This is a genomic window from Mesorhizobium sp. M0678 (assembly GCF_040320505.1).
In the GTDB taxonomy this organism is placed as follows: domain Bacteria; phylum Pseudomonadota; class Alphaproteobacteria; order Rhizobiales; family Rhizobiaceae; genus Mesorhizobium.
In genome coordinates this window covers 1-14,192 of the sequence record NZ_JAMYPT010000020.1, presented here as the reverse complement: position 1 = coordinate 14,192, position 14,192 = coordinate 1, and the positions used below count along the sequence as shown (strand labels likewise).

The following is a 14,192-nucleotide window of genomic DNA, read 5'->3' as shown; positions in this document are numbered from 1 at the left end:
TTGCGGCCATCTAGACCATTGGCCGGCTTGGTTCAAGAAACAGGCTACTCCCCACTTTGGCCCACGCCGACTTGGCCAAAGTACCGGCGACCAACATAGCCGATTTGCGTTAATCTTTTTTCATCGCCGCCTGCAGCCCGTCCGGCCGCTCGTCGGCCTCGCCAGCGCGCCGGTTGTCGGCGTCGCCGGTCCTTCGTGAGCGCGATTGCGCCTTGCGCTTCTGCAGGTTGGCGCGCAACTGCTCGGCCAGCCGGTCCTTGCGGCCCGTTCCGGGCTTTTTCGGTGGGTCATCCTTTTTTGGTGAAAGCGTCTTGTCGTTCATCGTCCCGTCTCCGGCCGGCGACCCGCCAGCTGCTATCAAGGGATAGCCAACATTGTGGCACGGCCATGTCCGGAACAATCGCCGGTGCGGCCTTTCAACCCGTCTTTGTCTTGGCCTTGCGCTTGCCGGTTCGATATGGCAGAAGCCCCGCCATCGGCGGCTGCGGTAGCTCAGTGGTAGAGCACTCCCTTGGTAAGGGAGAGGTCGAGAGTTCAATCCTCTCTCGCAGCACCAGATTGTTTTCGCTGGCGCATCTTCCAAGGCCTCTTTGACCTGCTCGATGATGATTGTGCGCGGTTGGCGAGGTTGCCGAAAAATATGACGCCCCGCGATCTGCCGAGTGCCACGCGCACAAGCTCGTCGAAACAGTGGTCTTGCACGCGCACCTCCCGGCGCTCGCACGCGCCATGATGCGCGCGGGGAAAGCGTTCCAGTCTGCCCTGCTGCAGGCGGCTTAACAAAGCTTGCAGCCGGGAACAATCGCTCAATGACTCGCGTTTCTTGCGAAGACCCGCTTCTTTTGCACGGGCAGCGGCCTCGAAGGCTCGCAAATGTCGCGCCGGCGTTTCAATCGCACTCGCCTCAGCCCTCACGATTTGGCTATTTGTGAACGCGTGTTTGATCAGGTTTGCGCAGATGAGCACATTGACCCTCTAAGCCTGGATGCCGAAGCCTTGGCGGTGATGATTGTCGCAATCTTCCGAAACGTGACTACCAATGAGCGCGAACTGCTGGAGGAAGTTAGGTCTCTTCGTCGCTCAAAAGGTGCAGAGAAGGCGCACTAGCTTGCCAGCGTTCCGGGGCGAATTGGTCTGGTCCCGCATTGGCACAATCGGATTGGCATCTGAATTGCCCATTGATGATCGCCAGAGTGTAGCCACCGAGCTTGCGAAGGGGATAGAAATGGGTTTGGCCGAAGACTTATCTGATGTCGCGCTCACATTCGAATGTCCGGATTGCTCACACCCGGCGGTAAGAAAGGGCTCCGCACTAAGAACAATCGCGCACTTCAGATGCGACGGGTGCAACGCCAAGGTGCGGATGACCTATCCGCAGAAGCTCGCGATCTTCGAAAAGCACAAGCTATTGGCCGCAAGCAGCCGGCAAAGCCGCGGGAAGCGATTGTACGCCCCCTACCGGGGCTGATTGCCGCCGACAACACGACACAGAAGGAAAATGCCCAAGGTCAGGGGCACAGATGCGGCCGAAGTGGCTTCGCGACCTCTGCCGCGTGCAGCGACGCCTGCTAAGCCTTCCTCATCCGCGCGGCCTTCGCCCCTTTTGACGCATGTTGACCATGACAATGCGCCCAATCGGACTAATTCGGGCGAACGGCTCGTTAGTTCGTTAGACGGTGCTAAAATACGGCAAAGTGTCCGAATGTCATCTCATGAAGCCCGCCAGACAGGCTGCGGCTCGCTCTGGCCTAACCGCGAAGGGAACCAGGAATGAAAACGGCTGTTTCGACCTCTTTGACAAGACGAAGTGTTGTCGCAGCGCTGGCGCTGACCGCGGCATCGACGGCGGTATTGCCTGCCGACAACGCGCTCGCCCAGGCCAAGAAAACCACAGCTGAGAAAAGTCTGTATGAGCGGCTGGGCGGCGTGTTTGCCATCGCAGCGGTGATCGATCACTTCAGCGACGCCGTCGTGAAGAACCCGATCGTCGGCAAGAAATCCAAGAATCCGCAGCTGCGCAAATGGCACACCAAGAACCTGGAAAGGTTGCCCGGCCTCAAGTTCATGCGCACGCTGTGGGTCTGCGACGTTTCTGGCGGGCCCTTCAAGTTCGTCGCCACCAAGCCCGGCACGACGCCGCTCGGTCTCGAGGAGGCGCATCGCGACCTGCAGATTTCCCCCGCCGAATTCGATGAGGTCGCAGCCGAACTCGGGCGGACCTTGGATCATTTCAAAATTCCGAAGCCTGAGAAAACCGAAGTCCTGGAAGCTTTCGCCGCCCACAAAGACGAGGTCACCGCCGGCTACGTCAAGCGGGGCTGAAGCGCTTATATCGCGCGGGCATTCGTTCTGAGCATGGCGCGCAAAGCCGTGACTATGCGGCGCGGCCGCAGCTCAGCGCGCAATTATCCGATGGTTCCTACTCCGAACCTGCCCGAGCTGTTTCCACACTGAGCGACCCTTCCGGCAGTGGCAGCATGAGTTCAGCCTCGGACTTCGTCAGATGGATCCATGCCGCCCAGTCCGATGGCCGCAGCACAACCACTTGCCGGTTGTGATATGGCGCGACGTCCGGCCCTGGCTCGCTCGTCAGCATCGTGAACGTCGGCGGCTTGTTTCCGACACCCTCGCGCCACAGCCCGGCAATCGCCATGAACGAATGGCCATTCAGCGTGAACCTGTGCTTGGTTTTTGGATATTTCGTTCCCGTGAATTCGAAGAATGCCGACGCCGGAACGAGACAGCGCTTGCTGTTGCTGAACTGCCGGCCCTCCGAGCGAAAGTTGAATACAGGTCCGCCTTTTGGCCCGGCCGGGGGAAAGCCGAACGTCATCGACGCCAGTTCGATTGCGTCGCCAGCGGCGCGCATTACAGGCGCGGGGTCGTTGATGTGGATGTCATCCGCCTGCGGCAGATCCAATTCGGTTTGATGGCTGGGGATTTTGAGCGCCAGCGATTCCATCATCCGGCAGTATTCGGCCCAGGCGATGTGCTGCTCGTAGTCATTGCACATGGAAAGGCTCCGTACGCTCGACTGAGGCCAGTTCAACATAGCGTTTATCGGTTGGCGCCGATTGCTGGCGGATTTGATATAAGCCTATTTGGGCCGGCGTGCGGCAGCGATGGCCTGCAACAGATTGATGCTGTTCACGTCGGGTTCGCTGGATGCGGCAACGGCAAGTGCGGCGGCTTCGGCTATTTTCGCGACGTCGTCGCTGCTGATCGTTCCACGCTTTTCCAGCAGATTTACGAGTTCGACAACGAGAAGAAAGGCGTTCACACCATATCGTTCGGCTCTGAGCTCGAACTCGCCTCGAGCCAATTTCTCCGCGTCTCCTTCAGCCCGTTTGTCCACGTTGGCGTCCTCTCCTATGGCTACAAGCTATTAACGCTTAGCACGAATGGTTTAATCCTTCGAACTGGCCACAACCTTCGCCAATTGCCGGGCATAGTGTCGCCGGTGGCAAGGGCATGGGTTCAGCCAAGGATGAGACCAACCAACAGAACGGTAAGAATAAAGGACAACACGACGGCAAGTAGCCCGCATGCTTCCAAAGTGTTGGTTTGCCAAGCTTTCGTCGGGCGCCTCCGGTTTGAATTCCCGTTTCGCGAAACAAACTTCATCGGGCACCAGATCGGACGCGGAGCCGGCTTGAATTTGGCAAAGCGCTCCTCTTCATCGGCCCGGAAGGCATCTCCGCGAAACTCCGGAGCACCGTATGCGCGGCGCCGGCCTGCCTTTCATCGACGCGAGCCATCACCAGTACGACACCTTCTGCGATCTTCGGCTTGCGCGGCTTCTGGGCGAAATTGGCGAAAGTTCCGAGAAGCACGCCGGCAAAGCCGCCCCACGCCGCACCGACCAGGGCCATGCCGGTCATCCCCGCAGGATCAACGCCTTGAACTCCAAAAGCGCTGAAACCGGCCAACAGACCAGCCGTGGCGCCAAGTGCGGCACCAGCAACCGCACCCCGCCAGAGAGCGCTCATCTCATCGTCGTAATATCCAGCAACGCTGATCGGTTCATCATTGTCATTGTAAGATCCGACCACGCTGATTTGCCGGCGACGAATCCCGGCAGCCTGAAGCCTGGCAACGGCACGTGCTGCCTGGGCATGGGAATTGAACAGCCTGCTGATCGTTTGCATTTACGCCCAGGCCCGCCGCCCGTTCGGAGCGTCGGGCCTCTCCTCCCTGGCTTGAACTCTTCCGCCCGGACGCATCTTCGTCGCGCCAAAGCTCACCACAACGTGAGCCAGCCGGCTACGTTCCCAGCCGGGGCTTCGGTCCAATCCTGGAGTATCTTGCTTGGGACCTAAGTCTGACCTGCTTGAATGCAACGGGCAGTGAGGCCACGCCGAGAGGGAGCCGTTGCTGAATCGAAGAGGTCGAGGAGAGGGCTAAGGCCTATCGCAGACCCAAAAAGCTCAAAATGGCGATTACGATCACGATCGCGCCGACCAGCCAGATAATGTTGTTCATGATTGCACTCCTTCGCCTCCGGGTGGGGTGCACGCCGAGGCGAAGCCCGCCACGCAAGTAGAACATCAGATATGGCTAAAGGTTCCTCGCTCGCCTCGCTGTCGAAAGAGCCCACCGCACCAGTCGGCACGGCGGGCGACGCAGAGTTTCACCCCGGTGGTGGGGCAGCAAACGGCGTTGCGCCCAAGGCTCAGCTGATGCTTCGGGACCAGTCATCTACCTGGCGCTCTGCCTCTTCCTTGGCGATGCCATATCGCTCCTGGATACGTCCCAAAAGCTGGTCTCGGTTGCCCTCGATGCGATCAAGATCATCGTCGGTGAGGTCACCCCACTGCTCTTTCGCCTTGCCTTTGAACTGCGTCCATTTTCCCTTGATTTGATCCCAGTTCATATGTTCCTCCTTGCTTCCTGGGCCCGCACTGAAGCGGAGCGCGGACCGATCGGCATTTCAATGTTGGTGACGAATGAAGATTAGCAGCCGCTAAAAGTTCCGGTGCCGACGCAAAAAGCCCGTCGTGCCCGTGCCGGACTGCGAGCTGATGTTGATGATGCCCGGAGCTTGATGCTCTTTCGCGGCACTATCTTATGCCGTTGAAGGCGCTGAGCTTCTTGCTGGTTGGCCTTGGCTGGCAAGCCTCGAAAGGCTGCCCGGCAGCATTGTTCTGTCCTTGCCGATCATGAGCACGCCGCTGTCGGGCGCCAACAGTGCCGAGAACGGCAGCATCGCCGCGCCGATCGGCGAAGCCTCGGGGCCGAATTGTCCCGACACGATTTCCGGCGCCACGATGCCGATGGCGCTGATCCTGTTGAACTGGGTCTGCACCTTTGCCAACAGCTCGAGATGAATCGGCCGCGGCAGGATGCTGTCGAGAACGATCGCCTCGATGTCGATGACGGAGGTGATGGCGATGATCGCCTCGACCAGCGCATTGGCGCAATCGTCGATCCATTCGGACAGCGGCTCGCGCGCCCCCGGCGGCAAGGGATCGAGTTCGCGCACACGGTTGATCTCGATGCCGCGCGATTTGAGATGATTGACCAGCACATAGATCGAAGCGCGATGCAGCAGGCTCTGGTAGCGCGCCGGCTTGGCCGCCACCGAATCGAGGCTTGAAGGCGAGACCGGCAAAGGACCGAGCGCGGCGCTGTTGCCGTGCGGCCCGGTATGGACCTTGCCGCCTTGCACCAGTCCGCCGCCGACAAAGGTGTCGATCGAGATATGCATGAAGTCGCGGAACCGTGCGCCGGTCCCCTGGATGAGTTCGGCGAGTGCGGCCGATGATGCGTCGTTTTCCACGAAGACCGGGGTCTTCGGCTTTGTGGCGAAGAACGTCGTCAGATCGATTGCTTCCCAGCGGCTGCCGAGATCGTCGGGAAAGCCGAGCTCTTCGCTCCAGCCGCCGAGGAAATATGGCGAGGCGATGCCGACGCCGACGATGCTGGCATCGCCAAGCCCCTCGACCAGCTTGTCGAAATTGGCCAGCGACATGTTGCCGGCCTTGAGCACCATGTCGGGATCCGGAAAGCGATATTCGTGCGACTCGCGCGAGCGGACCTCGCCGGCAAAGTCGACGAGCACGGCTTCCAGCGCGCGCCGGCCGATCTTGATGCCGACGCTGTAGATACGCTCAGGTGCAAGTCGGTAGAGAGTGGATGGCGATCCGCGTTGCCCGAACCTTTTCCCCACTTGCTTTACGAATCCGGACGATTCCAGCCCGTCGACAATGGTGGCGACCGCGGCCGGCGTCAGATTTGCGGCGCGCGCCAGATCGGACTTGGATGCCTCCTTCAGGCGGCGAATGGCATCAAGCACGAAGCGCTCGTTATAATGCCGAACCTTGACCGAATTGCTGCCTTTTCCGGACAAAACCGGCGCCTCCCCATTCATTCCCGCAGAGCCACTCCAGCCGCTTGCAGCTTTGAGGCTGCCGCGGGGTCGAGCACTCCAATCGCACCCGTGCGCGACGCGACAGTGCCCTTCGCGGCCATGGAAGTCAATTTTCCAGTTGCGGCATTCGGCCATTTAATATCGCAAATTGAAAAAACAGGACCAGGGAGGAAAGGTGCTGCACTTGGGCGCATTAGGCGAAGCCGACGCCATGGTGAAGAGCGACGCGGCTGTCCCCGTTGCCCTGGTTCAGGCGACAAAAGCCTTCGGCGGCACGATTGCCCTCAAGGACGCGTCCTTCGAATTGCGCTCAGGCGAGGTGCTGGCTCTGCTTGGCGAAAACGGCGCCGGCAAGAGCACCTGCGTAAAGCTGCTGGCCGGCGTGTATCTCCCGACCGGCGGCCATGTCGAAGTCGATGGCAAGCCTGTGGTCTTCCATTCGCCGCACGACGCCCAGGCTGCCGGCATCTCGGTCATGCACCAGCACCCCGGTCTTTTCCCTGATCTTTCGGTGGCGGAGAACATCTATCTCGGCCATATGCCGCGCGACCGCTTCGGCGGCATCGACAACGCCGCCATGCTTGCCGGCGCGCGCAGGGTGCTGGCGACAGCCGGCCTCGACGTGCCGGCCGAAACCCGGCTCGGAACGTTGCGCACCTCCGAACAGCAACTGGTCGAGATCGCCCGCGCCCTGTCGCTCGACGCGCGGGTGCTGATCATGGACGAGCCGACGGCCGCCCTGTCGCAGCGCGAGGTCGAGCGGCTGTTCACCGTCGTCGCCGACCTGCGGCTGCACGGCGTGGCGATGATGTTCGTCGGCCACCGCATGGACGAGATCTTCCGCATCGCCGACCGCATCGCCGTGCTGCGCGACGGGCGTCTCATCGGTGTCAAGCCGAGGGCCGAGCTTGGCCGCGCCGCCGCCATCGGCATGATGGTCGGCCGCGAGGTCACCGACCTCTATCCGCAACGAAGCCACGCCACCGGCGCACTGGTGCTGGAGGCGAGGGGGCTTTCGCACGCCGGTGGCTTTTCCACTATCGACCTCAAGCTCCATGCCGGCGAGGTGCTCGGGCTCGGCGGCCTGGTCGGCAGCGGGCGGACCGAGATCGCCCGCGTGCTGTTCGGAATCGACCAGCCCGATGCCGGCGAAATCCTGATCGACGGCGAAGCTGTGCGCTTCGCGTCGGCACGCGACGCCATGGATGCGCGTATCGCCTATGTCTCTGAAGACCGCATGGGCCAGAGCCTGGTCATGGATTTTTCCATCCTCGACAACGCGGTGCTGCCAGTCCTCGACAAGGCAGCCCGCTCCTGCTTCTACGGCACGAACCGCGCGATCAATCTGGTTTCGGACTGGCTGAAGCGCATGAAGCTTCGCTTTTCCGGCTATGCGCAGCCGGTAAAGGAACTGTCCGGCGGCAACCAGCAGAAGGTAGTGTTGGCCAAATGGCTGCGCAGCGAACCGCGCGTCCTCATCCTCGACGAGCCGACGCAAGGCATCGACGTCGGCACCAAGGCGGAAGTGCATGCGATGATCGCCGACCTTGCCGCCCAGGGCATGGCAATCATCCTGATCTCCTCCGAAATGCCCGAGCTCATCGGCATGTGCGACCGCATCATCGTCCTGCGCGAAGGCCATCGGACGGCCGAATTTGCCAGGGGCGAAGCCACTCAGGAAAAGGTGCTGGAAGCAGCGACCAAGGCCGGCGAAAGCGCCGATGCGGCGGCACAGGCCACCGGCGAGGAGAAGAGAAGAGGACCGCTCGACATACTGAAGCGGCGGGAGTTCGGTCTGCTCGCCGCGATGCTGGCGGTCGCCATCCCGGTCACCGTCATCAACCCGCGCATGGTGAGCGCCGCAAACCTGACCGCCGTGTCGATGGATGCCGCCTTGCTCGTCGTTGCAGCACTCGCGCAGATGCTGGTGCTGATCACCCGCAACATCGACCTTTCGATCGCTGCGGTGATCGGCCTGTCGGCTTACATGGCGGCCAGCATGGTCCAGGCCTATCCAGGGCTCGACATCGGCATTGGCCTGATAACCGCATGCGCCGTCGGTGGCGTCGCCGGCCTGATCAACGGCCTCGTCGTCACCAGGGGAAAGATCCCGGCGATCGTCGTCACGCTGGCCTCGATGTCGATCTTCCGCGGCTTCAACTCGATCTGGGCAGCCGGTGACCAGATCAGCGCCGACGAAGTCACGCAAGCCTGGCTCGACATGACCGGCCTGAAGATCGCCGGCGTGCCGCTGATCGTCGTCATCGCGATCGTCATCCTGTGCCTGGGTTATGTGCTGCTCTATCGCACGGCCATCGGGCGCGAACTGTTCGCCGCCGGCTCCAATCCCGACGGCGCGCGTCTTATCGGCATCCCCGTCGACCGCCGCATTCTGTTGGCCTTTGGCATGGCCGGCCTGCTCGGCGGCCTGTGCGGCGCGCTGTGGGCATCGCGCTATGCGACCATCGATGCACGCGTCGCGCTCGGTTTCGAACTCACCGTGATCGCGTCGGCGGTGGTCGGCGGCGTCGCCATCCGCGGTGGTTCGGGCACGCTGCTCGGTATCATCCTCGGCGCGCTCACGCTGCTCGTCATCAAGAACGGGCTGACGCTGGTGCGCGTCGACCCGCTGTGGCTGCAGGGCGTCTACGGCCTCGTGATCCTGGTCGCCATCGGCATCGACACCTTCATCGTGCGGCGGGCCGAGCAGGCAAGACAGGCGAGGGCGCGGTGAAAAAGTTCCTCCGTTCGATCGACTTCTGGGATCTGCTGCTGGCGACCTCTTGCGTGGCCATCTTCCTCTATGCCGCGATCTTCGTGCCGAATTTCGTTTCCGGCTTCAATCTCTCGCAACTGGCCGCCAGCGCCTCGGAAAAGGCATTGCTGATCCTGCCGATGACGCTGCTCATCATCACCCGCGAGATCGACCTGTCGATCGCCTCGGTGCTGGCGCTGACGTCCGTCGTCTTTGGCTTGCTGGTCCAGGCCGGTGTGCCGACATTTGCCGCAATCCCGCTGACGCTCGTCATCGGCGGCCTGCTCGGCGCCTTCAACGGCTATCTGGTCTCGGGCCTTGGACTGCAGTCGTTGGTTGTGACGCTCGGCACCATGGCGCTCTATCGAGGCATTGGCTACATCCTGCTCGGCACCGGCTCGGTCAACATCCTGCCGCCCGCGGTCGTCGATTTCGGCATCAACAACCTGCCTGGCACCGAGATACCGTGGACCATCGTGCCCTTCCTGGTGCTGGCGCCGGTGTTTGCGGTCGTGCTGCAGAAGACGCCGACCGGCAAGCGCATCTACGCGCTCGGCGGCAGCCCCGAAGTGGCGCGCTATTCCGGCATAAACACGCGCCGGATGGTGCTGAACCTGTTCGTCGTCTCGGGCGTCGTCGCGGCGATAGCCGGCATCGTCTATACCGCGCGCCTTTCCAACGCCCGCGCCAACAATGCGCTCGGCATGGAGCTCGACGTCATCACCATCGTGCTGCTCGGCGGCGTCAGCGTCTTTGGCGGCAAGGGCCGCCTGACCGGCGTCATGCTGGCACTGGTCCTGATCGCCATCATCCGCAACGTGCTGGCGCTGAACCAGATCGGTGGCGACGCGCAGGGCATGATCATCGGCCTGCTTCTGATCGGCTCGCTGCTGGTCGGCAATTACTGGCGCTCCACACAGGAGATGCTCAGCAGATCCCGCGCAATGCGCGAGACAAAGGGGTGATCTCGGGCCCCTTCCTTCAAGCCCGAATTTTGACGGAGGAGTCACAATGAAAGCGTTTAGATTAGCCCTGCTCGCATCCGCGGTTCTGCTTGCGCCAAGCTCGCTGGCCTTCAGCCAGGAGTGCGCCAAGGAACCCGTAACGGTCGGTTTCCTGCCCAAGCTCGACACGGATCCCTACTTCAAAGTGGCCTTTGGAGGCGCACAAGAGGCAGCCAAGGAAATTGGCGGCACCGCTACCCAGGTCGCCCCATCGCAGGCGACCGCCGAGGCGCAGATCGAATTCATCAACAGCCTCGTGTCGCAGAAGGTCGGAGTCATCGCAATTGCCGGCAACGACGCCAATGCCGTCGCGCCTGCGCTGAAGCGCGCCGTTCAGCAGGGCGTCAGAGTGATTTCGTATGACTCCGATGTGGCCGCCGATGCGCGTGCGGTGTTCGTCAATCAGGTGAAGGGCGACAGTCTCGCCGAGATGATGCTCGAAAGTGCATTCGCCCTCAGCGGCGGTGAAGGCGAATTCGCGATCCTGTCGTCGACGCCGACGGCGACCAACCAGAATGCCTGGATCGACTTCATGAAGGCGAAGATGGCGGCCGAGCCGAAGTTCTCCAAAATGAAGCTGGTGCAGGTGGCCTATGGCGAAGAAAGCGAACAGATCAACCAGCAGCAGGCATTGGCGCTGGTGCAGGCGTTTCCCGATCTCAAGGTGATCATCGTCCCGGCAGGCATCGGCCTTCCGGCGGCCGCGCGTGCACTCGAGGAAGCGGGCATGATCGGCAAGGTCAAGCTGACCGGGCTCGCGCCGGCCACTCTGATCTCGAAATACATCAAGGACGAAGCGGCTCAGGATATCTGGTGGAACGTCACCGATCTTGGCTATCTTACTTATCAGACGGCCCAGGCGTTTGCGCAATGCAAGATCACCGGCAAGGAGGGTGAGAAGTTCACGGCAGGCAGGCTCGGCGAATACACGATTGGCGCCGGCGGCGAACTGATCCTTGGTCCGGCCAAGATCGTGACTCCCGAAAATCTGGCCGAGTTCAAATTCTGATCCTATAGAGCTTGAGTTCTAGGGGGCGCCGGTCCATCCGGCGCCCTTCCTAAAAACCTCTCGAATGAAAACAGTGCGGGGCGGCAATGAAGATATTGCTTGCAGGCGAAACCTTTGCAGCGACGACCTCGGTTGCCATCGGCAGCGACGTGCTTACAAGTGCGGCCTCGACAAATGGTGCGACGGCCTTCAATGCCGCGCTGGCCACTGAAGGCATCGCGGTCACGCAGATCGGCGACGAGCGTTGCAGCGCGGCGTTTCCCTATGACCTCGATGGGCTCGCCCAATATCAGGCGGTGGTGATCTCCGACGTCGGCGCCCTGACATTGCTGGTGACGCCGGATGCCCGCGCCGGGCGTGTCGGCGTCAACCGCCTCGATGTGCTCAAGGCCTATGTCGAAGGTGGCGGCGGGCTGATGCTGGCCGGCGGTTACATGGGCTTTCAGGGCATGTTCGGGACGGCGCGTTTCCACGACACCCCGGTCGAGGACGTTCTGCCGGTCCGTTGCCTACCCTACTGCGACGGCATGGAGGTGCCGCAAGGCGTGCAGGCCTCCATCCTGCAGTCGTCACATCCGATTTTTTCCGGGGTGGAGGGGCCTTTGCCGCCGATTCTCGGCATGAACAAGCTGGAATTCAGGCGCGACGGTTCGTCCCGGCTTCTGGCGACCTGCCACCATCGCGGCACCGACTGGCCGCTCCTTGCCGTCGGTAGCCATGGCCGCGGCCGCACGATTGCCTGGGCAACCGATATCGGCCCGCATTGGCTCTCGCAGGATTTCCTCGGATGGCCGTTCTACGGAAGACTGATGGCGAACATGGTCGGTTGGCTCGCCGGCGATGGATGAGAAAGCTGGTTTGACCAGTGCGGCTGCCCAATCCTCCAACGAAAGACCAGGCTATCAAGCATGCGTTGAATCAGGACGGCAGTGGCTGATAAACCGAAACCCCGATGTATCGATCGTATGAGCCACGATCTTTCTCAGGAAGCTTGTCTCGGGTTACACGTAATGTGAATCCCCCCTGCAAGTGCCCCGCGTCGAGAACCATCCAATCGAAAATATCATCGCCTTCAAACGAAAGTCGCTGTCCGACTTGATGCCATTTCTGAAGCTCGGGTGGCACCTCGAAAAACGCACCTGAAAATAGCCGCTCCTCAGCATGATAATGCACAGCGGCAAGCCAAAGGAAAACAAAGTGGTCCTCCCGAAGACGTACGGACTCGTCGGGATCGCGAAACCGAAGCTTCGCGGAACAGAAGGCATCTGCATTTCCCTCGATATGTTCGACAAATGTCGGCACACTCGCAAGCGCGCGATCGTAAGCTGCTAGGAAGGCGGGGTCTGTCTGCGAGATAGCCGCGAAGAGTGGCTCATTCCGCGGTTCGTCGAATTCACCGTTCGATTGAGATTTTTCGCTCATAAAAGACCTCTTGGACTAACCTTGCGAAGTCCGCGCGCTTCTTCCTGGTGTGGGGAGACGGCGCTCGCGAAGCGGTGTCGCACTACCAGCCAAAGAGCCCTATCACGCTACCGACCAACCGCCATCCACCAATATATTCGCGCCAGTGATCAGTGACGCCGCCGGCGAGGCGAGGAACACCACGGTGCCCGCGACGTCGATCGGGTCGCCGATGCGGCCGAGCGGAATGTGGCCAGCACATGCAGGCGAGTGCGCAGGCGCGGCCGCGCGAGGCCCCGGTGACCAGTACTACCTTGCCGGCGAGATCGAATTTCGGCGTGATCTCATTTGTCATGCGATTCCACCTTGTTCTTCAAATCGGACCGGCTGCCGTGTCGGACCGAATAGGCTCGCGTGAATTCGGCGCCCAGCAGAAATATCTCGGCCGAATAATAGACCCATAACAGCACGACGAGCAGGGCGCCGGCCGCGCCGTATGACGATGAGATGGCGCTGGTTCCGATATACCAGCCAATCAGCGACTTGCCGATGGTGAACAGAAACCCGGTGACCACGGCGCCGATGCCGACATCGCGCCATTGCAGGCTGCGGTCCGGCAGCACCTTGTAGATTGCGGCAAACAGCAGCGTGATCAGGGCAAACGAGACGATCCCGTTGATGGCACTCAGGATGATGGTGCCGAACGGCAGGTAGGCGTTGATGACTTCTCCGAGCCCCGAAATTGCAGCGCTTACGACCAGCGACACCAGAAGCAGAAAACCGAGGGCGGCGACCAGGCCCAGGCTTGCAATGCGTGCCCGAACCATTCGTGAAATCGTTGCCCCGCTCGGTTTGACTTTCCAGATTTCGTTCAACCCCAGCTGCATCTCGCCGAACACGCCGGATGCGGCGACGAACAGCGTGACCAGCCCCAGAATGCTGGCGAGGGTTCCGGCTTCCTTCTGCGAGGCGTTTTCGATCGTAGCTCGCAGCAGCTCGGCACTTTGCGGCCCCATCAGGCCAGCGATCTGTGCCGAAAGGGCGAGTTGCGCCGCCTCGTGCCCGAAGGCCATGCCGGCAATAGCGACAACGATGAGCAGGATCGGCGCAAGCGAGGTCGTGGCATAAAACGCTATCGCCGCCCCATGGCTCAGCGCATTGTCGTCGATGAAGCCGATGACGCTCTGCTTGAGGAGTCTCCAGCCCTCTGCTGCCAAATTCCACATGTAGGCCTCGCATGCCTGTCAACAAACAAGTAGCGGCGGCGCAGCGCTGGGCGAGGGGTGGGGGCTCGGCCGGAACAAAGCCGGCAACGGCACGCTGTACAAGGCGATCGCCTATAAAGGCGGCGTGCAGCGAACACCCTGCGAAAGGTGCCGCTCGACTGGCCGGGGACGTGCTCACGATGCAATCAGGGGAACTGTGACAGTTGTCTGATAATTTATCGGATATCGGTTGAAATACGGGAACTCGATCACGAACGCATATTGGGCGGTCAGATGTGCCATGCGAAAGCCGCCGCTGGGGGCGTCGATTGCTATTGTTACGTCGACGTCTTTCAATCCCAAATCCAGTAATTTTTCCGTGGCAATGGCTTGGATCTGGGCCTGCGTCAGCGAGTTCTTCATTTGCAGCGCACGTGACGACGTTTCC

General features: G+C 61.3%; 14 protein-coding genes, 1 tRNA gene and 2 pseudogenes. 7 read left to right on the top strand and 10 right to left on the bottom strand.

Features of this window, described 5'->3' with window-relative positions; all coding sequences use genetic code 11:
- Window positions 1-109 precede the first annotated feature (109 nt).
- Window positions 110-322, bottom strand: a complete 213-nt coding sequence (locus NKI29_RS26255; RefSeq protein ID WP_352634710.1) for a hypothetical protein — start codon at window positions 320-322, stop codon at window positions 110-112.
- 159 nt (window positions 323-481) lie between these two features.
- Here NKI29_RS26255 and NKI29_RS26250 point away from each other — a divergent pair.
- Window positions 482-556 (top strand) — tRNA-Thr (locus NKI29_RS26250).
- Here NKI29_RS26250 and NKI29_RS26245 read toward each other — a convergent pair.
- On the bottom strand, window positions 535-966 hold the full coding sequence (locus tag NKI29_RS26245) for a hypothetical protein (protein WP_352797781.1): 432 nt from the start codon (window positions 964-966) through the stop codon (window positions 535-537). The two genes, NKI29_RS26250 and NKI29_RS26245, sit on opposite strands and share 22 nt — an antisense overlap.
- 804 nt (window positions 967-1,770) lie before the next feature.
- Here NKI29_RS26245 and NKI29_RS26240 point away from each other — a divergent pair.
- Window positions 1,771-2,322 carry a group I truncated hemoglobin gene (locus NKI29_RS26240; protein ID WP_031211976.1) on the top strand — a complete coding sequence of 184 codons (552 nt, stop codon included), beginning with the start codon at window positions 1,771-1,773 and terminating at the stop codon, window positions 2,320-2,322.
- A 97-nt stretch (window positions 2,323-2,419) separates the two neighbouring features.
- On the opposite strand, the gene NKI29_RS26235 is transcribed toward NKI29_RS26240, so the two are convergent.
- Window positions 2,420-3,013 carry an SOS response-associated peptidase gene (locus NKI29_RS26235; RefSeq protein ID WP_023677412.1) on the bottom strand — a complete coding sequence of 198 codons (594 nt, stop codon included), beginning with the start codon at window positions 3,011-3,013 and terminating at the stop codon, window positions 2,420-2,422.
- A gap of 84 nt (window positions 3,014-3,097) precedes the next feature.
- On the bottom strand, window positions 3,098-3,355 hold the full coding sequence (locus NKI29_RS26230; RefSeq protein ID WP_031211977.1) for a hypothetical protein: 258 nt from the start codon (window positions 3,353-3,355) through the stop codon (window positions 3,098-3,100).
- 364 nt (window positions 3,356-3,719) lie between these two features.
- On the opposite strand from NKI29_RS26230, the gene NKI29_RS26225 reads away from it, so the two are divergent.
- Window positions 3,720-4,319, top strand: a complete 600-nt coding sequence (locus tag NKI29_RS26225) for a hypothetical protein (RefSeq protein ID WP_156937358.1) — start codon at window positions 3,720-3,722, stop codon at window positions 4,317-4,319.
- 353 nt (window positions 4,320-4,672) lie between these two features.
- Here NKI29_RS26225 and NKI29_RS26220 read toward each other — a convergent pair whose 3' ends face one another.
- Together NKI29_RS26220 and NKI29_RS26215 are read right to left on the bottom strand one after the other, a co-directional pair.
- A complete protein-coding gene (locus tag NKI29_RS26220; RefSeq protein WP_023677416.1) occupies window positions 4,673-4,873 on the bottom strand; it encodes a CsbD family protein in 201 nt (66 codons plus the stop codon).
- A 192-nt stretch (window positions 4,874-5,065) separates the two neighbouring features.
- On the bottom strand, window positions 5,066-6,349 hold the full coding sequence (locus tag NKI29_RS26215) for an ROK family transcriptional regulator (RefSeq protein ID WP_023677417.1): 1,284 nt from the start codon (window positions 6,347-6,349) through the stop codon (window positions 5,066-5,068).
- Between the two features lie 196 nt (window positions 6,350-6,545).
- Here NKI29_RS26215 and NKI29_RS26210 point away from each other — a divergent pair, with 196 nt between their 5' ends.
- The 4 genes from NKI29_RS26210 (at window position 6,546) to NKI29_RS26195 (ending at window position 11,986) form a co-directional block, all read left to right on the top strand.
- On the top strand, window positions 6,546-9,104 hold the full coding sequence (locus tag NKI29_RS26210) for an ATP-binding cassette domain-containing protein (RefSeq protein WP_352624339.1): 2,559 nt from the start codon (window positions 6,546-6,548) through the stop codon (window positions 9,102-9,104).
- The gene (locus NKI29_RS26205; protein ID WP_352571647.1) at window positions 9,101-10,090 is read left to right on the top strand and encodes an ABC transporter permease; all 990 of its coding nucleotides are present in this window, start codon (window positions 9,101-9,103) and stop codon (window positions 10,088-10,090) included. The genes NKI29_RS26210 and NKI29_RS26205 overlap by 4 nt, the downstream gene beginning before the upstream one ends.
- Before the next feature lie 46 nt (window positions 10,091-10,136).
- The gene (locus NKI29_RS26200; protein WP_023677420.1) at window positions 10,137-11,138 is read left to right on the top strand and encodes a rhamnose ABC transporter substrate-binding protein; all 1,002 of its coding nucleotides are present in this window, start codon (window positions 10,137-10,139) and stop codon (window positions 11,136-11,138) included.
- Between the two features lie 86 nt (window positions 11,139-11,224).
- Window positions 11,225-11,986 (top strand): glutamine amidotransferase, encoded by a 762-nt coding sequence (locus NKI29_RS26195; protein WP_352797779.1) that lies wholly within the window; start codon window positions 11,225-11,227, stop codon window positions 11,984-11,986.
- A gap of 70 nt (window positions 11,987-12,056) precedes the next feature.
- Here the strand turns inward: NKI29_RS26195 and NKI29_RS26190 are convergent, their stop codons facing one another.
- The 4 genes and pseudogenes from NKI29_RS26190 to NKI29_RS26175 form a co-directional block, all read right to left on the bottom strand.
- Complete coding sequence (locus NKI29_RS26190) at window positions 12,057-12,560, bottom strand: DUF2314 domain-containing protein (RefSeq protein ID WP_352577524.1); 504 nt, start codon at window positions 12,558-12,560, stop codon at window positions 12,057-12,059.
- A 102-nt stretch (window positions 12,561-12,662) separates the two neighbouring features.
- Window positions 12,663-12,803: pseudogene (locus NKI29_RS26185) on the bottom strand (SDR family oxidoreductase); the annotation flags it as partial.
- 80 nt (window positions 12,804-12,883) lie between these two features.
- Window positions 12,884-13,765: a YihY/virulence factor BrkB family protein gene (locus NKI29_RS26180; protein ID WP_352577525.1), complete on the bottom strand. Its 882-nt coding sequence runs from the start codon at window positions 13,763-13,765 to the stop codon at window positions 12,884-12,886.
- 174 nt (window positions 13,766-13,939) lie between these two features.
- Window positions 13,940-14,192, bottom strand: a pseudogene (locus NKI29_RS26175) (TadE/TadG family type IV pilus assembly protein); the annotation flags it as partial.

What these genes read in the sequence shown, in the direction of transcription:
- NKI29_RS26255 (WP_352634710.1), bottom strand. Translation starts at nt 322, where the DNA reads ATGAACGACAAGACGCTTTCACCAAAAAAGGATGACCCACCGAAAAAG.
- NKI29_RS26240 (WP_031211976.1), top strand. Translation starts at nt 1,771, where the DNA reads ATGAAAACGGCTGTTTCGACCTCTTTGACAAGACGAAGTGTTGTCGCA.
- NKI29_RS26235 (WP_023677412.1), bottom strand. Translation starts at nt 3,013, where the DNA reads ATGTGCAATGACTACGAGCAGCACATCGCCTGGGCCGAATACTGCCGG.
- NKI29_RS26225 (WP_156937358.1), top strand. Translation starts at nt 3,720, where the DNA reads ATGCGCGGCGCCGGCCTGCCTTTCATCGACGCGAGCCATCACCAGTAC.
- NKI29_RS26220 (WP_023677416.1), bottom strand. Translation starts at nt 4,873, where the DNA reads ATGAACTGGGATCAAATCAAGGGAAAATGGACGCAGTTCAAAGGCAAG.
- NKI29_RS26200 (WP_023677420.1), top strand. Translation starts at nt 10,137, where the DNA reads ATGAAAGCGTTTAGATTAGCCCTGCTCGCATCCGCGGTTCTGCTTGCG.
- NKI29_RS26195 (WP_352797779.1), top strand. Translation starts at nt 11,225, where the DNA reads ATGAAGATATTGCTTGCAGGCGAAACCTTTGCAGCGACGACCTCGGTT.
- NKI29_RS26190 (WP_352577524.1), bottom strand. Translation starts at nt 12,560, where the DNA reads ATGAGCGAAAAATCTCAATCGAACGGTGAATTCGACGAACCGCGGAAT.
- NKI29_RS26180 (WP_352577525.1), bottom strand. Translation starts at nt 13,765, where the DNA reads ATGTGGAATTTGGCAGCAGAGGGCTGGAGACTCCTCAAGCAGAGCGTC.